The following is a 15608-nucleotide window of genomic DNA, read 5'->3' as shown; positions in this document are numbered from 1 at the left end:
ATTCTGATACGAGGATTATTTGTCTCGTTGAATTACTCACCAGGAGATGCCATGAAAACAGATTCGGAATTGAAAAAGGACGTGCTGGCAGAAATGTTGTGGGACCCCCTCATTCCCGAAGCTCGCGTGGGTGTTTCGGTCACTGACGGCGTGGTGACCTTGACCGGGCACCTCGACACCTATGCCGAAAAAGTGGCGGCCAAACGGGCGGTTGAGCGTGTCAGCGGTGTCAAGGCGATTGCGGTGGAACTCGACGTCATCCCGGCCGGCATTCACCAGCGCAGCGATACTGAAATTGCCGCCGCCGTGGAACATGCGCTGAGCTGGAACACGTCAGTGCCACAAGACCGGGTCAAGGTGACAGTGGAAAAAGGCTGGGTGACCCTGAGTGGCGAGCTGGACTGGAATTTTCAACGCCGTGCGGTGGAGCGTATGACACGCCCGCTCAAAGGGGTGGTCGGCATCGTTGACAACATTCGACTCAAGGCCCTGCCCGTTCCCGCCAACTTGTCCGCCCGGATTCAGGATGCCCTGACCCGCCAAGCGCAGCGTGAAGCCAAACGGATCGAGATATCGATGGATGGCAGCGTGGCGACCCTGCGTGGACACGTCCACTCTTGGGCCGAACGCAATGCGGCCGAAGGCGCGACCTGGTCGGCGCCCGGTGTGAGCCGCGTCAACAACCAGTTGACGATCGAGGCCTAGCGCCGCCATGGCCAGCCAACTGAAGGACTTCGCGACCTCGATGGTCGCCGTCGTGGAGCCTGAGACCCCCACGCTGCTGGTGGCGCAACTCATGCGCAAACACCACATTGGCGCTTTGGTTGTGGTCGACACCCATGAAAAGACGCGTCCAATCGGCATCGTGACTGATCGCGACCTGGTGCTTGAGTTGATGGCCGAAGGCTTGGACCCGGCGGTTTTTACGGCGGGCGACATCATGTCCGTCGATCTGGTGCTGGCCACCCCCGAAATGGACGCGATGGATGCCGTGCAACTGATGAAAACGCATCGATTGCGCCGCCTGGTGATCACAGACGACAAAGGCCGCCTGGTGGGTATCGTCACGATGGAAGACGTGCTGGAGCTGCTGGCGCGTGAGCTGGCGAATCTGGCCGCCGGACTGGCCGGGGCCCGTGACCGGGAAATCAACGAGCGTGACTAGCCGGAACGGATCGCCCCGGCATGCTCAGTCAAGGCAGGCGCATGGAAAGACCCGTCGTCATTCACAAGGTTGCATCGGACTTGCGCCTGTCACCCAATTGGGTGGATTACGAGGCTGGACGGCGCGTTGACGTGTGGGCTGATGCCCGGCACGCCTTGCAGGGCCTGCCCGGCGGTGGCCTGAACCTTGGCTTCGAGGCCGTGGACCGCCAGGCCGCGGGCGCCCTGCGCGATCACGTCGCACTGCGTTTTGTCGCGCGCAACGCACCTCCACTGGACTTGCGCTACTTTGAGTTGGCCCAGCAAACGAATCGCTTTGCCAACGTCTTGCGCAGTCTGGGCGTGGGCAAGGGCGATCACCTGTTTGTGCTGGCCGGACGTATTCCCGAACTGTACGTTGCGGTGCTGGGCGCGCTGAAGAATGGCAGCGTGGTGACCCCGCTGTTTTCCGCCTTTGGCCCGGAGCCAATCGCCGCCCGCATCCAGCTTGGCGCGGGCCGGGTGCTGGTGACCACCGACGCACTCTACCAACGCAAGGTGAAGCAAATTCGGGCGCAAACGCCCACCCTTGTGCACGTGCTGCTGGTGGCCGAGGACGGTGGCATCACCAATGAGCCGGACACACTGGATCTTGGCACGCTGATGGCGTCGGCTTCTGACACCTTCAGCACCGTCGAGACGCAGCCGGACGACCCTGCCCTGTTGCATTTCACCAGTGGCACCACCGGCACACCCAAAGGCGCGCTGCATGTGCACGAGGCCGTGGTGACCCACTTTGCCACCGGTCGCTACGCGCTTGATTTACACCCGCAGGATCGCTACTGGTGCACGGCTGATCCCGGCTGGGTCACCGGCACCTCCTACGGCATCATCGCGCCCCTGCTGCAGGGCGTCACCTCGCTGATTGATCGCGAGGAATTTGATGCCGAGCGCTGGTACACGCTGCTGGAACAGGAGCGCATCAGCGTCTGGTACACCGCGCCGACCGCGATTCGCATGTTGATGAAAGCCGGCACCGAGCTGGCGCAGCGCCACAGCCATCCAGACCTGCGCTTTATCGCCAGCGTCGGTGAACCGCTGAACCCGGAGGCGGTCTGGTGGGGCCAGGAGGCGCTGGGCTTGCCGATTCACGACAACTGGTGGCAGACCGAGACCGGCGGCATCATGATCGCCAACACCCCGGCCTTCGACATCAAACCCGGCTCCATGGGCCGCCCCTTGCCCGGCATTGACGCCTGCATCGTCGAGCACCTGGAAGCCGAGGGTGAGCCGGCGCGGGTGCGCGTCATTGAGGAGGCCAATGTCGAAGGCGAACTCGCGCTGAAACGCGGCTGGCCGTCCATGTTTCGTGCCTACCTCAACAACGAGGCCCGTTACCGCAAGTGTTTCGCCGGTGAGCTGTACCTGACCGGCGATCTGGCCAAGCGCGATGCCGATGGCTATTACTGGTTCGTCGGCCGTGCCGATGACGTCATCAAGTCAGCCGGGCACCTGATCGGGCCGTTCGAGGTCGAGAGCGTGCTGATGGAGCACCCGGCGGTGGCCGAGGCCGGCGTCATCGGCAAGCCCGATCCGGTGGTCGGTGAGGTGGTCAAGGCGTTTGTCTCGCTCAAGGACGGCTACCAGGCCGGCGAGACCTTGCGCCTGGACATCTCGGCCCACGCGCGCCGACGGCTCGGTGCCGCCGTGGCACCCAAGGAGATCGTCTTTTTGCCCACGCTGCCGCGCACGCGCAGCGGCAAGATCATGCGCCGCCTGCTCAAGGCGCGTGAACTCGGGCTGCCCGAGGGCGACACCTCGACCCTGGAGGGTGGCGCATGGACAAAATGAAAGTGCCGGCCCCGCCCAGTGGCCCGGTGCCATGGGACAAGCCGTTTGCCTTGTCCTTGCTGTCTGACATGCTGCGCATCCGCCGCATGGAAGAGCGTGCGGCCGAACTGTACGGCCAGCAAAAGATACGCGGCTTTTTACATCTGTACATCGGGGAAGAAGCAGTGGCCGCCGGCGCCCTGCGTGCTTTGAGCGCTGATGACAAGGTGGTGGCCACATACCGCGAACACGGCCACGCGCTCTTACACGGCCTCAAGATGGACACCATCATGGCCGAGATGTTTGGCAGACAGGACGGTTGCTCTCGCGGGCGCGGTGGCTCCATGCACCTGTTTGACCGGGCCCATCACTTCTTTGGCGGCCAGGCCATTGTCGGCGGTGGCCTGCCTCTGGCAACCGGTTTGGCGCTGGCGGACAAATTGTTAAAACGCCGGGCACTGACGGCCTGCTTCTTTGGTGAAGGTGCGGTGGCCGAGGGTGCGTTTCACGAGGCCATGAACCTGGCCGCCCTGTGGCGGCTACCGGTGCTGTTTTGCTGCGAAAACAACCTTTATGCCATGGGCACGGCGCTGGCGCGCTCCGAGTCCCAGACCGATCTGTGCTTGAAGGCCGCGTCCTATGGCATGGAGGTCATGACGGTCGATGGCATGGATGTGGTGGCCGTGCATGAGGCGGTGCGCTTTGCCGCGCAGAAGGTGCGTGAGGCCAGCGCACCCATGTTTGTGGAGTTGCGCACTTACCGCTTTCGCGCGCACTCCATGTTCGACCCCGACTTGTACCGCGCCAAGCAGGAGATTGAGGCCTGGAAGACGCGCGGGCCGGTCCACACCTTTACCGCCCGCCTCAAATTGCAGGGGATTCTCTCGGAAGACGAATTTCTGGCGCTCGACGCTAGCGCGCAGGCCGAGGTGGAGGCGGCCGTGGCTTTTGCTGAAGGCTCCAACTGGGAGCCGGTGGAAGATTTGTTGCGCGACGTGCATACGCCTGCGGGAGCCGCGTGATGGGGCGGCGCATCAGCTACCGGGACGCGCTGAGGGAGGCGCTGCGCGCGGCGCTGCAGTCGGACCCGCGCGTTTTCCTGATGGGCGAGGACGTGGGTTGCTACGGCGGCACCTATGCCGTGTCCAAGGGCCTGCTGGAGGAGTTCGGCCCCGAGCGCATCCGTGACACGCCACTGTCGGAACTCGGCTTCGTCGGCGCCGGTATTGGCGCCGCACTGGGCGGCATGCGCCCGATCGTGGAAATCATGACGGTCAACTTCAGCCTGCTGGCGCTCGACCCCATCGTCAACAGCGCGGCCATGTTGCACCACATGTCGGGCGGACAGTTCTCGGTGCCCCTGGTGATCCGCATGGCCACCGGTGCCGGGCGTCAGGTGGCGGCCCAGCACTCGAACAGCTTTGAGTGCTGGTACGCGCATGTGCCGGGCCTGCGCGTGTTGGCGCCGGCCACGGTGGAGGATGCGCGCGGCATGCTGCAGGCCGCCCTGGCCGACCCCGACCCGGTGCTGATCTTCGAGCACGCGCAGCTCTACAACAGCGAGGGCGAACTACCCGACGATGAGTCGGCGGCGGTGGACATTGCCGGCGCCCGCGTGCGCCGCACGGGTTCGGATATCAGCCTGATCACTTATGGCGGCTGTCTGCCCAAGGCCCTGCAGGCCGCTGACGAACTCGCCAGTCTTGGGATTTCTGCCGAGGTGATCGACCTGCGGGTGCTGCGCCCGCTTGATGACGCCACCGTAATGGCTTCGGTGCGCAGGTGCCGCCGCGCAGTCGTGGTGGATGAGGGCTGGCGCTCCGGCAGCCTGGCGGCCGAGGTGATGGCACGCATCAGCGAGCAGGCTTTTTTTGACCTGGACGCGCCGCCGGCGCGCGTGTGCAGCGAGGAGGTGCCGATTCCGTATGCCCGGCACCTGGAAGAGGCGGCGCTGCCGCAGGTGCCGAAAATCGTGGCGGCGGTGCAAGCGGTGATGGGCGCCGCAGCATGATCGAATTCAAACTGCCCTCACTGGGCGCCGACATGGACGAAGGCACACTGCTGGAGTGGCATATCAAGCCGGGCGATGTGGTCAAACGCGGCCAGGTGGTGGCCGTGGTGGACACCTCCAAGGCGGCGGTGGATGTCGAAATCTGGCATGACGGTGTGGTGCACGAGTTGCGGGTGGCGGTCGGCGAGAAGGTGCCGGTGGACACGGTGCTGGCGACGCTGCTGGCACCGGGGGAGGTGGCGGCAGCACCTGCTGCGGCCAGCGCTGCGGCACCTGAACCGCGGGCGGCCGCAGCCGCCGCGCCGGTGGCCAGGCCGGCGCCTGCCACGCAGCGCGCGCTGGAGCCCGACCAGCTCCCGGCGACCACACGCCATCCTGCTTCGCCTGCCGCGCGCCGGCGTGCGAAGGAGCTTGGCATGGACCCCGACACCGTGCCCGGCACCGGTGCGCAGGGATCGGTCACGCTGGCTGACATCGAGGCGGCGGCGCACGCGGCACCGGCGCCAGGCGCAGCCCCTTCCCCGGCGCTGGCAAGCGATCGTCAGAAGGCCATGCGCAAGGCGATTGCAGCCGCCATGAGCCGCTCCAAGCGCGAGATTCCGCACTACTACCTGTCCGAGACGATCCCGATGACCCGGGCCCTGGACTGGCTGCGCCAGCGCAATGAAGGCTTGCCGATGACCGAACGCATCCTCACCGCTGCGCTCTTACTCAAGGCGGTGGCCGCGGCCCTGCAACGCACGCCGGAACTCAACGGTTTTTACCGCGATGGACAGTTTGAACCCAGCGTGGCCGTGCATGCAGGCGTGGCGATTTCGCTGCGCGGCGGCGGGCTGGTGGCGCCGGCACTGCATGACGTCGGCGCCAAGCCACTGGCGCAGTTGATGCGAGAGCTGGCGGATCTGGTCAAACGTGCACGCGCCGGTTCGCTGCGCAGCTCCGAGATGATGGACCCCACCATCACCATTACCAACCTGGGCGAGCAGAGTGTGCAATCGGTGTTCGGCGTCATCTACCCGCCGCAGGTGGCCCTGGTGGGCTTGGGCGGCATTGCCGTTCGCCCCTGGGTTGAGGGCGGCAAAGTGCACGCGCTGCCCCTGCTGTGCGCGACGCTGGCCGCCGATCACCGCGCTTCGGACGGGCACCGTGGCGCCTTGTTTCTGGCGGAGCTGCGTGAGCTGTTGCAGCAGCCGCAGACACTGGCTGACGCCACCAAGCCAAACCCAATCCAGCCGGGAGATACGACATGAGCACCGACCGAGCCGCACTGATGGCAACCGTGCTGACACTGCTGCGCGCCATCGCGCCGGAAGTGGAGCCCGGGACACTGACGCCCGAGCGCCCCTTGCGCCAGCAGGTGGATCTGGATTCGATGGACTGGCTCAACTTTCTGCTGAGCCTGCATGAACGCTTCGGGGTGAGCATCCCGGAATCAGACTACGCGGGGCTGGTTTGTCTCAATGACGTGGTGAACTACCTGCAAGCCAGACTGAAATGAAGTCCCATCCATGAAACCCACCTACTTCGATCTCACGGTCCGCGATCTCGCTCGGGCCCGGGTATTTTTTGAGAAGGTCCTGGGCTGGCGCTTCGAGCGTTTCCCTATGCCCTATGAGTACTACCGCATCCAGGCCGGTCCTGAAGGCGAGCCCGGCATCGACGGCGGGATCGGCCGCATCAAAGACACGCCGCTTAGCGGCGGGAATCCATTGACCCAGGTCACCGTGCCTGTCCCGAACCTGGATGTCGTGACGTCCCTGGTGCAGGCAAATGGCGGGCGCATCGTCGAAGCAAAGATGCCGATCCCGGGCGTTGGCTGGTATGCCACTTGTGCTGAACCCGGCGGCCTTTTCTTTGGGCTTATTCAAGCCGACGAAAACGCGAAGTAGCTACGCTGTGGCCACGGTCTTGGGGCGCCCCACCGTCTGCGACAGCAAAACCTGCTGGTCGTTATTCAGCCCCATCGCCTGCGCTAGCGCGTCGCGATCCAGCCAGGCGCGAATGACGGTGGCCAGGCCGGCTGAGGCGCAATACAGGTAGACGTTTTGCGCCATGGCACCGGCGGCGGCAAAGGCAAAGGCCTCGCGCTGCGCCGCGGGCACCAGCTTCATGCGCGCGTGGTCGGCCACCAGCACCAGGTCGAGCGGCGCCGTGTCGACAAAATCCTGGTAGCCGGTGACACGGCGCACATCGGTGGCGCGCACCAGATGCAGCGTCTGGGTCGGCGCGGCGTAGCGGTACAGGCCTTCGGGCAAGGCCACGTAGACATCCACTTCCTGGGCATTCATGGCGCTGGGCGCGGTGCGACCCGCCAACTCGGAACGGTTGATGCCGGCAGCCGCCCACAGCAGATCGGACAGCATTTGCAGCGGCAGCGGTGCGGGGTCGAACTCGCGTTGCGACTGCCGTTGCGCCAGCGCCTGCATCAGCGGCAATCCGCCCGTGGTGTTGGCCGCCGGCAGGTAGGTGGTGCTGGCCGCGTCGCCGTCGGCAGGCTGGGGTTTGAGTTGCCCGATCAGGCCGAGCGCCATCTTGGTCAATGTGTTCATTCTTTTCTCATCGCCTCATCATTGGCTTGCGCCCGTCGCGGGCGCGTCACCGCTATTTCCCCGGGAAAGTCGCCCGCACCAGCCGGCCATCAGAGAGCTGGCACTGTCCTTCGCCACCACCGGACATGCCGCGGACGGGCTCAACCAGGTGAAAGCGACAACGCATGCGCTGGTTGCCCGGCGACTCCAGGGTCGCCACCACCTTGCCGGAGTAAAAGGTGATGAACTGGGTGGCCGGGTACGGCTGAAATTCCGGACCGCTCCAGTACGGCCAGTCGTACCAGCCGCGGTTCCAGTGTGTCCACAAGGGTGTCAACACTTCACCCCGCGTCTGCTGGGTGATTTGAAAGAACCGGCCCTGGTAGCTCGCGTTGGGCAGCGCCGCGGTCATTGCGCCCGACATGCCGCCGTCCGTGCTGGTCCAACTGAACGCAACGGGTTCCTCCTGCGCGCCGGGGCCCGCCAACTGACCGCCGCCAGACCCGGTGGTGGTACAGGCGACCAAAGCCAGCAGGAGCACCGGCAGTGCCGCAAATATTCGCGTGATTTTCATGGGTCACTCCAAAAGCAAGTTTGGCCGATTTCCTGCCTGCCGACAGGGTCCGGACACGCAGGCGGCCCAGCCACCCCGCGTGACCCCAGTCTAGGCAAGATGCCTCCTGACGCCTTGTTTTTTCTCAAACCAAGCAACCATACCGCGCACCAGTGACTTGAAAAGAGGCCAGCCAGTGAAGGATGTTTGGCAAGCCTTATCATGACGCTCCGATAATCGACCCCCTCAGCAAAGCCCAGCCGTGATAACCAGCATGAACGCCAGACACTTTTTTTTGACCCTGACCGGTGGCCTGTTGGCACTCGGTTTGGGCGGCTGCACTGCCAAGACCGACGCGCCAGCGCCGGCGGCCTCCAGCAGTGCGCCAGCCAAGCCTTCGGCGGCCGCTTTGCCCGCGGTCACCATCACCACCGTGCGCGCCCAACAGCGGGATCTGCCAGTGCTGTACAGCGCCACCGGCACCGTCATGGCCTTGGCCAGCGTGGACATCAAATCCCAGGTCACCAGCGTTGTGAGCAAGATTCATATCCAGGACGGGCAATTTGTCAAAGCAGGAGAGCTGCTGTTCACACTGGATTCGCGCACCGATGAAGCAAACCTGGCCAAAGCCCGCGCTCAGCTGGCCAAAGACAGCGCGCTTCGCGCGGATGCCCAGCGCCAGCTGGCACGTGCCCAACAGCTGTATTCACAAAACTTTATTTCACAAGGCGCTGTCGATACCGCACAAGCGCAGCTGGACTCCATGGCGGCGTCAGTGGTGGCTGATCAGGCCGCCATCGAGGCGGCCCGAGTGGCGGTCTCCTACGCCCGCATCAGCGCGCCCAACGCGGGGCGGGCCGGCGCAGTCAATGTCTCCCAGGGCAGCGTGGTGCAAGCCAACCTGACCAGCCTGGTCACCATCACCCAGCTTGACCCGATTGCGGTGGGCTTCAATCTGCCCCAGCGCACGCTCGCAGATACCCTGTCGGCTCTGAAGAATGGGGGTGCGGCGGTGAAAGCGACGATTGCGGATGGGGGTGCCAGCTTCATAGGGCATCTGAATTTTGTGGATAACGCCATCGATTCCAGTTCCGGCTCGGTCAAAGTGAAGGCTGTTTTTGCCAACCCGCAGGGCAAGTTGTGGCCGGGCGCTTTTGTTGACATCTCACAGACCGTCAACACCCTCAAGGACGCAATCGTGATACCGCAAGCGACCATCATTCCGAACGCTCGTGGCACGATGGTTTATGTGGTGGAGGCTGGCAAGGCCGTCCTGCGCCCGGTACGGGTTGTCCTGGCCCAAGGCGATGACGCCGCCGTCACCGGGGTCAAGGCGGGCGAGTCGATTGTGCTCGATGGCAAACAGAATCTGCGCCCCAACTCACCGGTGCTTGAGCAGGCGCGCGCGCCCGCGGGAGGCGCATCGGGGCCGGCGGGCGGTGCGGCGGCGAGCCAACAGCGCCCGACTGCATCATGAATTTTTCCGAACTTTTTATCCGCCGCCCGGTGATGACGGTGCTGCTCAATCTGGCCATCGTGTTGGCCGGGGTGATCGGTTTCCGGAGCATCCCGGTGGCGGCATTGCCCAGCTACGACACGCCGGTGATCAATGTATTTGCGGCTTTGCCTGGGGCCAATCCCGAAACCATGGCCAGCTCGGTGGCGTTGCCGCTGGAAAAGCAGTTTCAGACCGTGCCGGGGCTCAAAACCATCAGTTCGACCAGCACGCTGGGGCGCACCTCGCTGACGCTGGAGTTTGACGAGGGCCGCAATGTGGATGCGGCAGCGGTTGATGTGCAGGCCGCGCTCTTACGTGCGCAGCGTTCGCTGCCGCAGGACATGACGGCAACGCCGTCCTACCGCAAGGTCAATCCGGCCGATGCGCCGGTGCTGTTGATTTCCATGACCTCGCCCTCGCTGGCCCCGTCCGACCTGCAGGATTTTGCCGAGCATTTGATCTCACCCACCTTGTCCACCATCGATGGTGTCGCGCAGGTCAACGTCTTTGGCTCCAAACGCTACGCCGTGCGCGTGAGCGTGCACCCCGAGGCGCTGGCAGTGCGCAACATCGGGCTCGATGAATTGAGTACCGCCTTGCGCGCCGCCAATGTGAATACCCCCGTTGGCACACTCGACGGCCCGCGCCAGACATTGATGCTGCAGGCCAATCGGCAACTCCAGAATGCGGCTGATTTTGCCGATCTGATTGTCAGTAACCGGGGCGGCAATCCGGTGCGACTCAAAGAGGTGGCGCAAGTGGAAGACTCTCTGGAAACGCTCAAGAGCTGGGCCACCTTCAACGGAGAAAACTCGATCACGCTGGCGGTACAGCGCCAACCCGGCGCCAACACGGTGCGCGTGGTGGACGCCATTCGGCAGGCCTTGCCAAATTTGCAGAGCCAGATGCCGCAATCGGTCAAATTGGTGCCCTTTTTGGATCGCTCGGTTTCTGTGCGCGAGGCCTTGCATGACGTGTCCCTCACGCTGCTGGGCACGATTGCGCTGGTGGTGCTGGTGATTTTTCTCTTTTTGCGCCGCTTTGTGGCGACCATGATCCCGATGCTGTCGCTGCCGGTGTCGTTGGTGGGCGCGGTGGCGCTGCTGTGGGGCTTTTCTTATAGCCTCGACAACATCTCGTTGCTGGGCCTGACGCTGGCGGTGGGTCTGGTGGTGGACGATGCGATTGTGGTGCTGGAAAACATCATGCGTCACGTCGAGAACGGCGAGGCGCCCTTTCCAGCCGCGCTGAAGGGCGCGCGTGAAGTCGGGTTCACGATTATTTCAATCTCCACCTCCCTGATCGCGGTGTTTATTCCTATCTTCTTCATGCCCGGCGTGATCGGCCTTTTGTTTCATGAATTTGCCGTGGTGGTCGGATTGGCGATCATCGTCTCGGCCTTTGTGTCGCTCACCCTGGTACCGATGCTGGCCAGCCGTTTTTTGACCGGCGAGGCGCACAAGAAGCCACCCGGTGCCGTGGTGCGCTCGTTTGCGCGTGGCTTTGATCGTCTGCTGGCCGGCTACACCCGCCTGCTTGACATCGCGCTGGGCCACCGAACCCTCGTGCTGCTGCTGGCACTGGCGACACTGGTGGGCACAGTGTGGCTCGCCAACATCATTCCCAAGGGCTTCTTTCCGGAAGAAGACATCGGGCAAATTCAGGTTTCCACCGAGGCGTCTGAAGACACCTCGTTCCCCGAGATGGTGCGTTTGCAGGAGCAAGCCGCAGCCATCATCCGCTTGGACCCCAACGTGGCCGCTGTGAGCTCCTTCAATGGCGGCTCTGGTGCGCAGAACACGGGGCGCATGTTTATCGCATTGAAACCAAGCAACCAACGCCAGACCATGAAAAAAGTGGTTGAAGGCTTGCGCCGCAAGCTGCGCGAGCTGGCCGGCATCAGCGTCTTCATGCGTCCGGTTCAGAACCTGCAACTCGGGGGGCGCCCCAGCAAGGCGCAGTACCAATACGTTTTGCAGAGCGTCCGGGCCGATGAACTCAATAGCTGGGCCAGCAAGCTGCAAGACAGTCTGAGCGCTGACCCCTTATTTCGCGATGTGACGAGCGACGCGCAGTTGCGTGGCTTGCAGGCGCAGCTCAAGATTGACCGCGACAGCGCCAACAAGCTCGGCGTTTCAATCGATGGCATCCGCACCGCGCTGTACAGCGCATTTGGGGAGCGCCAGGTCTCCACCATTTACCTGCCCACCGACAGCTACCAGGTGATCATGGAGGTGCAAGCCGACGCCAAGGAAGACGAGCGTGCGCTGGGCGGCATTTACGTGCGCTCGAACACCGGCGCCTTGGTGCCGATCTCCAACTTCACCACGGTCGAGCGCACCTTGGGGCCGACCGCCATCAACCATGTGGGTCAGTTGCAGGCCGTCACGGTGTCTTTCAATCTGGCGCCCGGTGCGGCGCTGGGGGCTGCCACGGCAAAAATTGATGCTGCCCGCGCGGCGATCCAGATGCCCTCGTCCATCATCACCAGCTACGGTGGCGACGCCGCGGTTTTCAAGAGCTCACAAGGCAGCCAGTTGGTGTTGATCATTGCCGCCTTGCTGGTCATCTACGTGTTGCTGGGGGTGCTCTATGAGAGTTATATCCATCCGATCACGATCATTGCCGGTTTGCCCTCGGCGGCCGTCGGGGCCTTGGTCACCTTGATGCTGTTTGGACAAGACCTGACCTTGATTGCCACCATAGGGATCGTGATGCTGGTGGGGATTGTGAAGAAAAACGCCATCATGATGATCGACTTTGCCCTTGACGCGCAGCGCCATCAGGGTATGGCGGCGGCGCAGGCGATTCGGGAGGCCTGCATCCTGCGTTTTCGCCCCATCATGATGACCACCATGGCGGCCCTGATGGGCGCGCTGCCGATTGCCCTGGGCCTTGGCGCCGGGGCCGAGTTGCGTCAGCCGCTGGGCCTGGCGGTCGTGGGCGGGCTGGTGTTCTCACAAGCCATCACGCTCTTTATCACGCCGGTGATCTACCTCGCGCTGGATCGTTTTAGCGGCACGGGACCCGTGCTCACAGCAGAATCCTGAGGCCAGAGGGCGCGCCGGCAAAGGCAAGCAGGCGTTGCCGCCTCTCAATGGAACTTCAACCAGGAAATGCATTCCAATCGTTTGTGATTTACCTTGATCAGACAACGACAAAACGAACATCATGAAGAAACTACTTTTATTGTCTGCAGCCATGGTCAGCAGTGGGCTGAGTCTGGCGCAGGAGGTGGGCCATGTCATTTCCGCCACACCCGTCATGCAACAGGTCGGCATCCCGCGTCAGGTGTGCAGCACCGAGCAGGTGGCGGTCCAGCCCGCCAAATCAGGCGCCGGCGCCGTCATGGGCGCCATTGCCGGGGGCGCTATGGGGAACGCCGTGGGTGGGGGCGGCGGCAAGGCAGCTGCCACCATGCTCGGCATTGTCGGTGGCGCCGTCCTGGGCGACCGGATTGAAGGGGCGCCGGCAGCAGAAATTCAGAACGTGCAGCGTTGTGCAATGCAGACCTTTTTTGAGAACCGGCCAGTGGCCTACAACGTGGTGTATGAATTTGGCGGTAAACAGTATTCTGTCCAAATGCCGAACGACCCGGGGCCGACCATTGAACTGCAAATTACACCCGTCGGCGCAGGCACCCCATGGCAGGAACCTGCCAATGCGACCAGCTATGTCCAGCCATCCTATGGTCCGCCTGCCAATGTGGTGCTCATGCCACCCGCCTATCCCGGGTATTACGCCCGGCCCTATTACCCACCGGTGGGGATCGAGTTTGATTTTGGCTACCGCGGCGGTTATGGCGGTCGGCGGCACTGGCGCTGAGGTCAGCAGGAAATTTATGCCAAATTGGTCTGTAGCCACCGTCAAATAAGCGTTATTAGCTATAATAAATATAGCATCCAAGTTGCCATGCGCGAAGGCGCGCTGGACTGCTTGAAAAACCTATCCGACGGTCAACATTCCCGACAGCCAGAGCCAGACAATCGCCAGCGTCATCAGCGTCACCGGAATGCCAACCCGGGCATGAGCCCTCCAGTCGATGATGACGCCACTGCGTTGCGCCAGGTCGACCACGATCAGGTTGGCAATCGAGCCGACCAGCAGCAGATTGCCCGCCAGGGTGCTCACCAGCGCCAGGGTGACGCCAGCCTCCACGCCCTTGAGGTGGGGCAGCAACAGCATGACGGCCGGCACATTCGACAGCAGATTCGACAAACCCACCCCGGCCACGACCAGGGGGCCGGGGTCAGCCAGGTGCACGCCTTGCGCACCCAGCCAGGTGACCGCTTGCGCCGCCAGACCGGTGGATTCGAACGCATGGTTGACCACGAACAGGCCCATGAACAGCACCAGCACATCCCAGTCAACCAGCCCCATGACGCGTGAGGAATGAAAGCGCCGACTCAGCAGCAGCACACCGGCGCCGACCAGAGCCGCGACCTCACGCGGCCAGTCGGTGAACAGAAAAACCAGCAGCAGCGCCGCGGCAACAACCAGGCCCTTGATGGATTGCCACGCATCAAACGGTTCCCCTGCGCGCAGTTCTGCGGCCAAGTCCGGGGGCAGCTTCAGCCGGGGCAAACTTGCCACCCGCGCCTGCGGCCCCCACACCAACCAGACCCACAGCACCGCCAGGCTCATGAGGACCGGCGGCAAGGCCTGGCGCACGTAGGCGCCGAACGGCAGCTGCAGCACCGAGCCGATCAACATGTTTTGGGGGTTGCCGATCAGCGTCGCGGCGGAGCCGATATTGGCGGCGCAGGCCAGGCCCAGCAAAAACGGCACCGGGTCCAGACGCCGCTGCAGGCACAGGCGCGCCACCACCGGGGTCATGGCCAAACACACGATGTCATTGGAAAACACGGCCGACAGCGCCGCCGCCACGGCAATCAGCGCGGCCAGCAGGCCACCGCGTCCGAGCGGCAGGGCGGCCACCCGGTGCGTCACCGTCGTGTAAAAGCCGCCCAAGCGCATCTGCGCCGACAGCACCATAAAAGAAAACAGCAGCACAATGGTCGGCCAGTCCACCGCTTGCGCGGCCTGCCCGGTAGTCATCACCTCCAGGCCGATGACGCCAATCGCCCCCAGCAAGGCCACACCCGAGCGGTCGAGCTTCAGGCGCGGCAGGCCACCCAGAATCATGCCGAGGTAGACCGTGACAAAGATCGCGACCACACCCCAATCAGGCGCGCCGTGGCCGAGCATCATGATCCAGCCCAGTCAGGCGAATGAAGCGGGTTGAGAGTCAACGTCATAGTGAGCAGCACGATACGCAGTACATTCATTAGGTTAAACCCGGATTGTCCATGAGGCCAAGCTGCGTTGATGTTCCAATGCTTGGACCATGAACGAAAAAATCCGCCAGTTACTCGACCAGATGAGCACGCTTGAAGACGATTTGCGGCGTGAGGTGCAGGCGCAGGAGGCCAGCGCCCTGTACCAGATCAAGGGCAAGCGGGTCGAGTTCGAGGCCGCCATCCGCCAGGCCCATCGCCAGCTCAAAACCAGCTTTTTCCGTTGGCTGGTGACAAACCGGCCGCAAAACCTGATCACCGGGCCCATCATCTACAGCATGATCGTGCCGATAGTCATGCTGGACCTGTGTGTGAGCTTTTACCAAGCCACCTGTTTTCCGATCTACGGCATCACCAAGGTCCGCCGTAGCGACTACATCGTGTTCGACCGCCAGCAGCTGGGCTACCTCAACTTCATTGAGAAGTTTCATTGCACCTACTGCGCCTATGGCAACGGCCTGATCGCCTATGTCAGCGAGATCATCGGGCGCACGGAAGAGTATTTCTGTCCGATCAAACACGCGCGCAAGATGCTGGGCGCCCATTCACGCTATGCCCGCTTTCTGGCCTACGGCGAGGCGCAAGACTACGAGGCCAAGCTGGAACAATTCCGCGTCAGACTGGGCGACAAACAGCCGCCCGAGCGCACATGACGGGCTGCTGCCGTCAAACAAGCCTGCTTTAGGGCCCTTTTTCCGCGATGGCTGACCCGCTGGCAGGCCCATAATCGCCAAAAACCACCAGATTC

General features: G+C 63.3%; 15 protein-coding genes. 12 read left to right on the top strand and 3 right to left on the bottom strand.

All coding sequences use genetic code 11. The features are described 5' to 3' along the window. Positions 1-51: 51 nt before the first annotated feature. The 8 genes from RFER_RS01945 to RFER_RS01910 are packed head-to-tail and all read left to right on the top strand — an operon-like array spanning position 52 to position 6873. Positions 52-705, top strand: coding sequence for a BON domain-containing protein (locus tag RFER_RS01945; protein ID WP_011462717.1), 654 nt, complete (start codon positions 52-54; stop codon positions 703-705). Between the two features lie 7 nt (positions 706-712). Then, a complete protein-coding gene (locus tag RFER_RS01940) occupies positions 713-1165 on the top strand; it encodes a CBS domain-containing protein (protein ID WP_011462716.1) in 453 nt (150 codons plus the stop codon). Between the two features lie 41 nt (positions 1166-1206). Then, positions 1207-2994 (top strand): acetate--CoA ligase, encoded by a 1788-nt coding sequence (gene acsA / locus RFER_RS01935; RefSeq protein ID WP_041791256.1) that lies wholly within the window; start codon positions 1207-1209, stop codon positions 2992-2994. Continuing rightward, entirely contained in the window at positions 2991-3995 is a 1005-nt protein-coding gene (gene pdhA / locus RFER_RS01930) for a pyruvate dehydrogenase (acetyl-transferring) E1 component subunit alpha (protein WP_011462714.1), read from the top strand. The genes acsA and pdhA overlap by 4 nt, the downstream gene beginning before the upstream one ends. After that, positions 3995-4984, top strand: a complete 990-nt coding sequence (locus RFER_RS01925; RefSeq protein WP_011462713.1) for an alpha-ketoacid dehydrogenase subunit beta — start codon at positions 3995-3997, stop codon at positions 4982-4984. Before pdhA ends, RFER_RS01925 begins: the two co-directional genes overlap by 1 nt. After that, positions 4981-6234 carry a dihydrolipoamide acetyltransferase family protein gene (locus tag RFER_RS01920; RefSeq protein WP_011462712.1) on the top strand — a complete coding sequence of 418 codons (1254 nt, stop codon included), beginning with the start codon at positions 4981-4983 and terminating at the stop codon, positions 6232-6234. Before RFER_RS01925 ends, RFER_RS01920 begins: the two co-directional genes overlap by 4 nt. Beyond that, a complete protein-coding gene (locus RFER_RS01915; RefSeq protein WP_011462711.1) occupies positions 6231-6482 on the top strand; it encodes an acyl carrier protein in 252 nt (83 codons plus the stop codon). The genes RFER_RS01920 and RFER_RS01915 overlap by 4 nt, the downstream gene beginning before the upstream one ends. A gap of 10 nt (positions 6483-6492) precedes the next feature. Continuing rightward, entirely contained in the window at positions 6493-6873 is a 381-nt protein-coding gene (locus RFER_RS01910; protein ID WP_011462710.1) for a VOC family protein, read from the top strand. On the opposite strand, the gene RFER_RS01905 is transcribed toward RFER_RS01910, so the two are convergent. Together RFER_RS01905 and RFER_RS01900 are read right to left on the bottom strand one after the other, a co-directional pair. Beyond that, positions 6874-7533 carry a nitroreductase family protein gene (locus RFER_RS01905; RefSeq protein WP_011462709.1) on the bottom strand — a complete coding sequence of 220 codons (660 nt, stop codon included), beginning with the start codon at positions 7531-7533 and terminating at the stop codon, positions 6874-6876. A 52-nt stretch (positions 7534-7585) separates the two neighbouring features. Beyond that, entirely contained in the window at positions 7586-8086 is a 501-nt protein-coding gene (locus RFER_RS01900) for a hypothetical protein (RefSeq protein ID WP_011462708.1), read from the bottom strand. A gap of 253 nt (positions 8087-8339) precedes the next feature. Here RFER_RS01900 and RFER_RS01895 point away from each other — a divergent pair, with 253 nt between their 5' ends. From RFER_RS01895 to RFER_RS01885, 3 genes are all read left to right on the top strand, one after another. Then, on the top strand, positions 8340-9542 hold the full coding sequence (locus RFER_RS01895; protein WP_011462707.1) for an efflux RND transporter periplasmic adaptor subunit: 1203 nt from the start codon (positions 8340-8342) through the stop codon (positions 9540-9542). Next, the gene (locus RFER_RS01890; protein ID WP_011462706.1) at positions 9539-12613 is read left to right on the top strand and encodes an efflux RND transporter permease subunit; all 3075 of its coding nucleotides are present in this window, start codon (positions 9539-9541) and stop codon (positions 12611-12613) included. Before RFER_RS01895 ends, RFER_RS01890 begins: the two co-directional genes overlap by 4 nt. 121 nt (positions 12614-12734) lie before the next feature. Then, positions 12735-13388, top strand: coding sequence for a glycine zipper 2TM domain-containing protein (locus RFER_RS01885; protein ID WP_011462705.1), 654 nt, complete (start codon positions 12735-12737; stop codon positions 13386-13388). 120 nt (positions 13389-13508) lie between these two features. Here the strand turns inward: RFER_RS01885 and RFER_RS01880 are convergent, their stop codons facing one another. Further along, a complete protein-coding gene (locus RFER_RS01880; RefSeq protein WP_011462704.1) occupies positions 13509-14774 on the bottom strand; it encodes an anion transporter in 1266 nt (421 codons plus the stop codon). 136 nt (positions 14775-14910) lie between these two features. On the opposite strand from RFER_RS01880, the gene RFER_RS01875 reads away from it, so the two are divergent. Then, a complete protein-coding gene (locus tag RFER_RS01875; protein WP_011462703.1) occupies positions 14911-15513 on the top strand; it encodes a hypothetical protein in 603 nt (200 codons plus the stop codon). Positions 15514-15608: the final 95 nt, after the last annotated feature.

The organism is Rhodoferax ferrireducens T118 (assembly GCF_000013605.1).
GTDB lineage: Bacteria > Pseudomonadota > Gammaproteobacteria > Burkholderiales > Burkholderiaceae_C > Rhodoferax > Rhodoferax ferrireducens.
This window is presented reverse-complemented; position numbering and strand designations above follow the sequence as displayed.

Bases quoted from the DNA above. Each gene is read 5' to 3' on its own strand.
- RFER_RS01945 (WP_011462717.1), top strand. From the start codon at position 52: ATGAAAACAGATTCGGAATTGAAAAAGGACGTGCTGGCAGAAATGTTG.
- RFER_RS01940 (WP_011462716.1), top strand. From the start codon at position 713: ATGGCCAGCCAACTGAAGGACTTCGCGACCTCGATGGTCGCCGTCGTG.
- acsA (WP_041791256.1), top strand. From the start codon at position 1,207: ATGGAAAGACCCGTCGTCATTCACAAGGTTGCATCGGACTTGCGCCTG.
- pdhA (WP_011462714.1), top strand. From the start codon at position 2,991: ATGAAAGTGCCGGCCCCGCCCAGTGGCCCGGTGCCATGGGACAAGCCG.
- RFER_RS01925 (WP_011462713.1), top strand. From the start codon at position 3,995: ATGGGGCGGCGCATCAGCTACCGGGACGCGCTGAGGGAGGCGCTGCGC.
- RFER_RS01920 (WP_011462712.1), top strand. From the start codon at position 4,981: ATGATCGAATTCAAACTGCCCTCACTGGGCGCCGACATGGACGAAGGC.
- RFER_RS01915 (WP_011462711.1), top strand. From the start codon at position 6,231: ATGAGCACCGACCGAGCCGCACTGATGGCAACCGTGCTGACACTGCTG.
- RFER_RS01910 (WP_011462710.1), top strand. From the start codon at position 6,493: ATGAAACCCACCTACTTCGATCTCACGGTCCGCGATCTCGCTCGGGCC.
- RFER_RS01905 (WP_011462709.1), bottom strand. From the start codon at position 7,533: ATGAACACATTGACCAAGATGGCGCTCGGCCTGATCGGGCAACTCAAA.
- RFER_RS01900 (WP_011462708.1), bottom strand. From the start codon at position 8,086: ATGAAAATCACGCGAATATTTGCGGCACTGCCGGTGCTCCTGCTGGCT.
- RFER_RS01895 (WP_011462707.1), top strand. From the start codon at position 8,340: ATGAACGCCAGACACTTTTTTTTGACCCTGACCGGTGGCCTGTTGGCA.
- RFER_RS01890 (WP_011462706.1), top strand. From the start codon at position 9,539: ATGAATTTTTCCGAACTTTTTATCCGCCGCCCGGTGATGACGGTGCTG.
- RFER_RS01885 (WP_011462705.1), top strand. From the start codon at position 12,735: ATGAAGAAACTACTTTTATTGTCTGCAGCCATGGTCAGCAGTGGGCTG.
- RFER_RS01880 (WP_011462704.1), bottom strand. From the start codon at position 14,774: ATGATGCTCGGCCACGGCGCGCCTGATTGGGGTGTGGTCGCGATCTTT.
- RFER_RS01875 (WP_011462703.1), top strand. From the start codon at position 14,911: ATGAACGAAAAAATCCGCCAGTTACTCGACCAGATGAGCACGCTTGAA.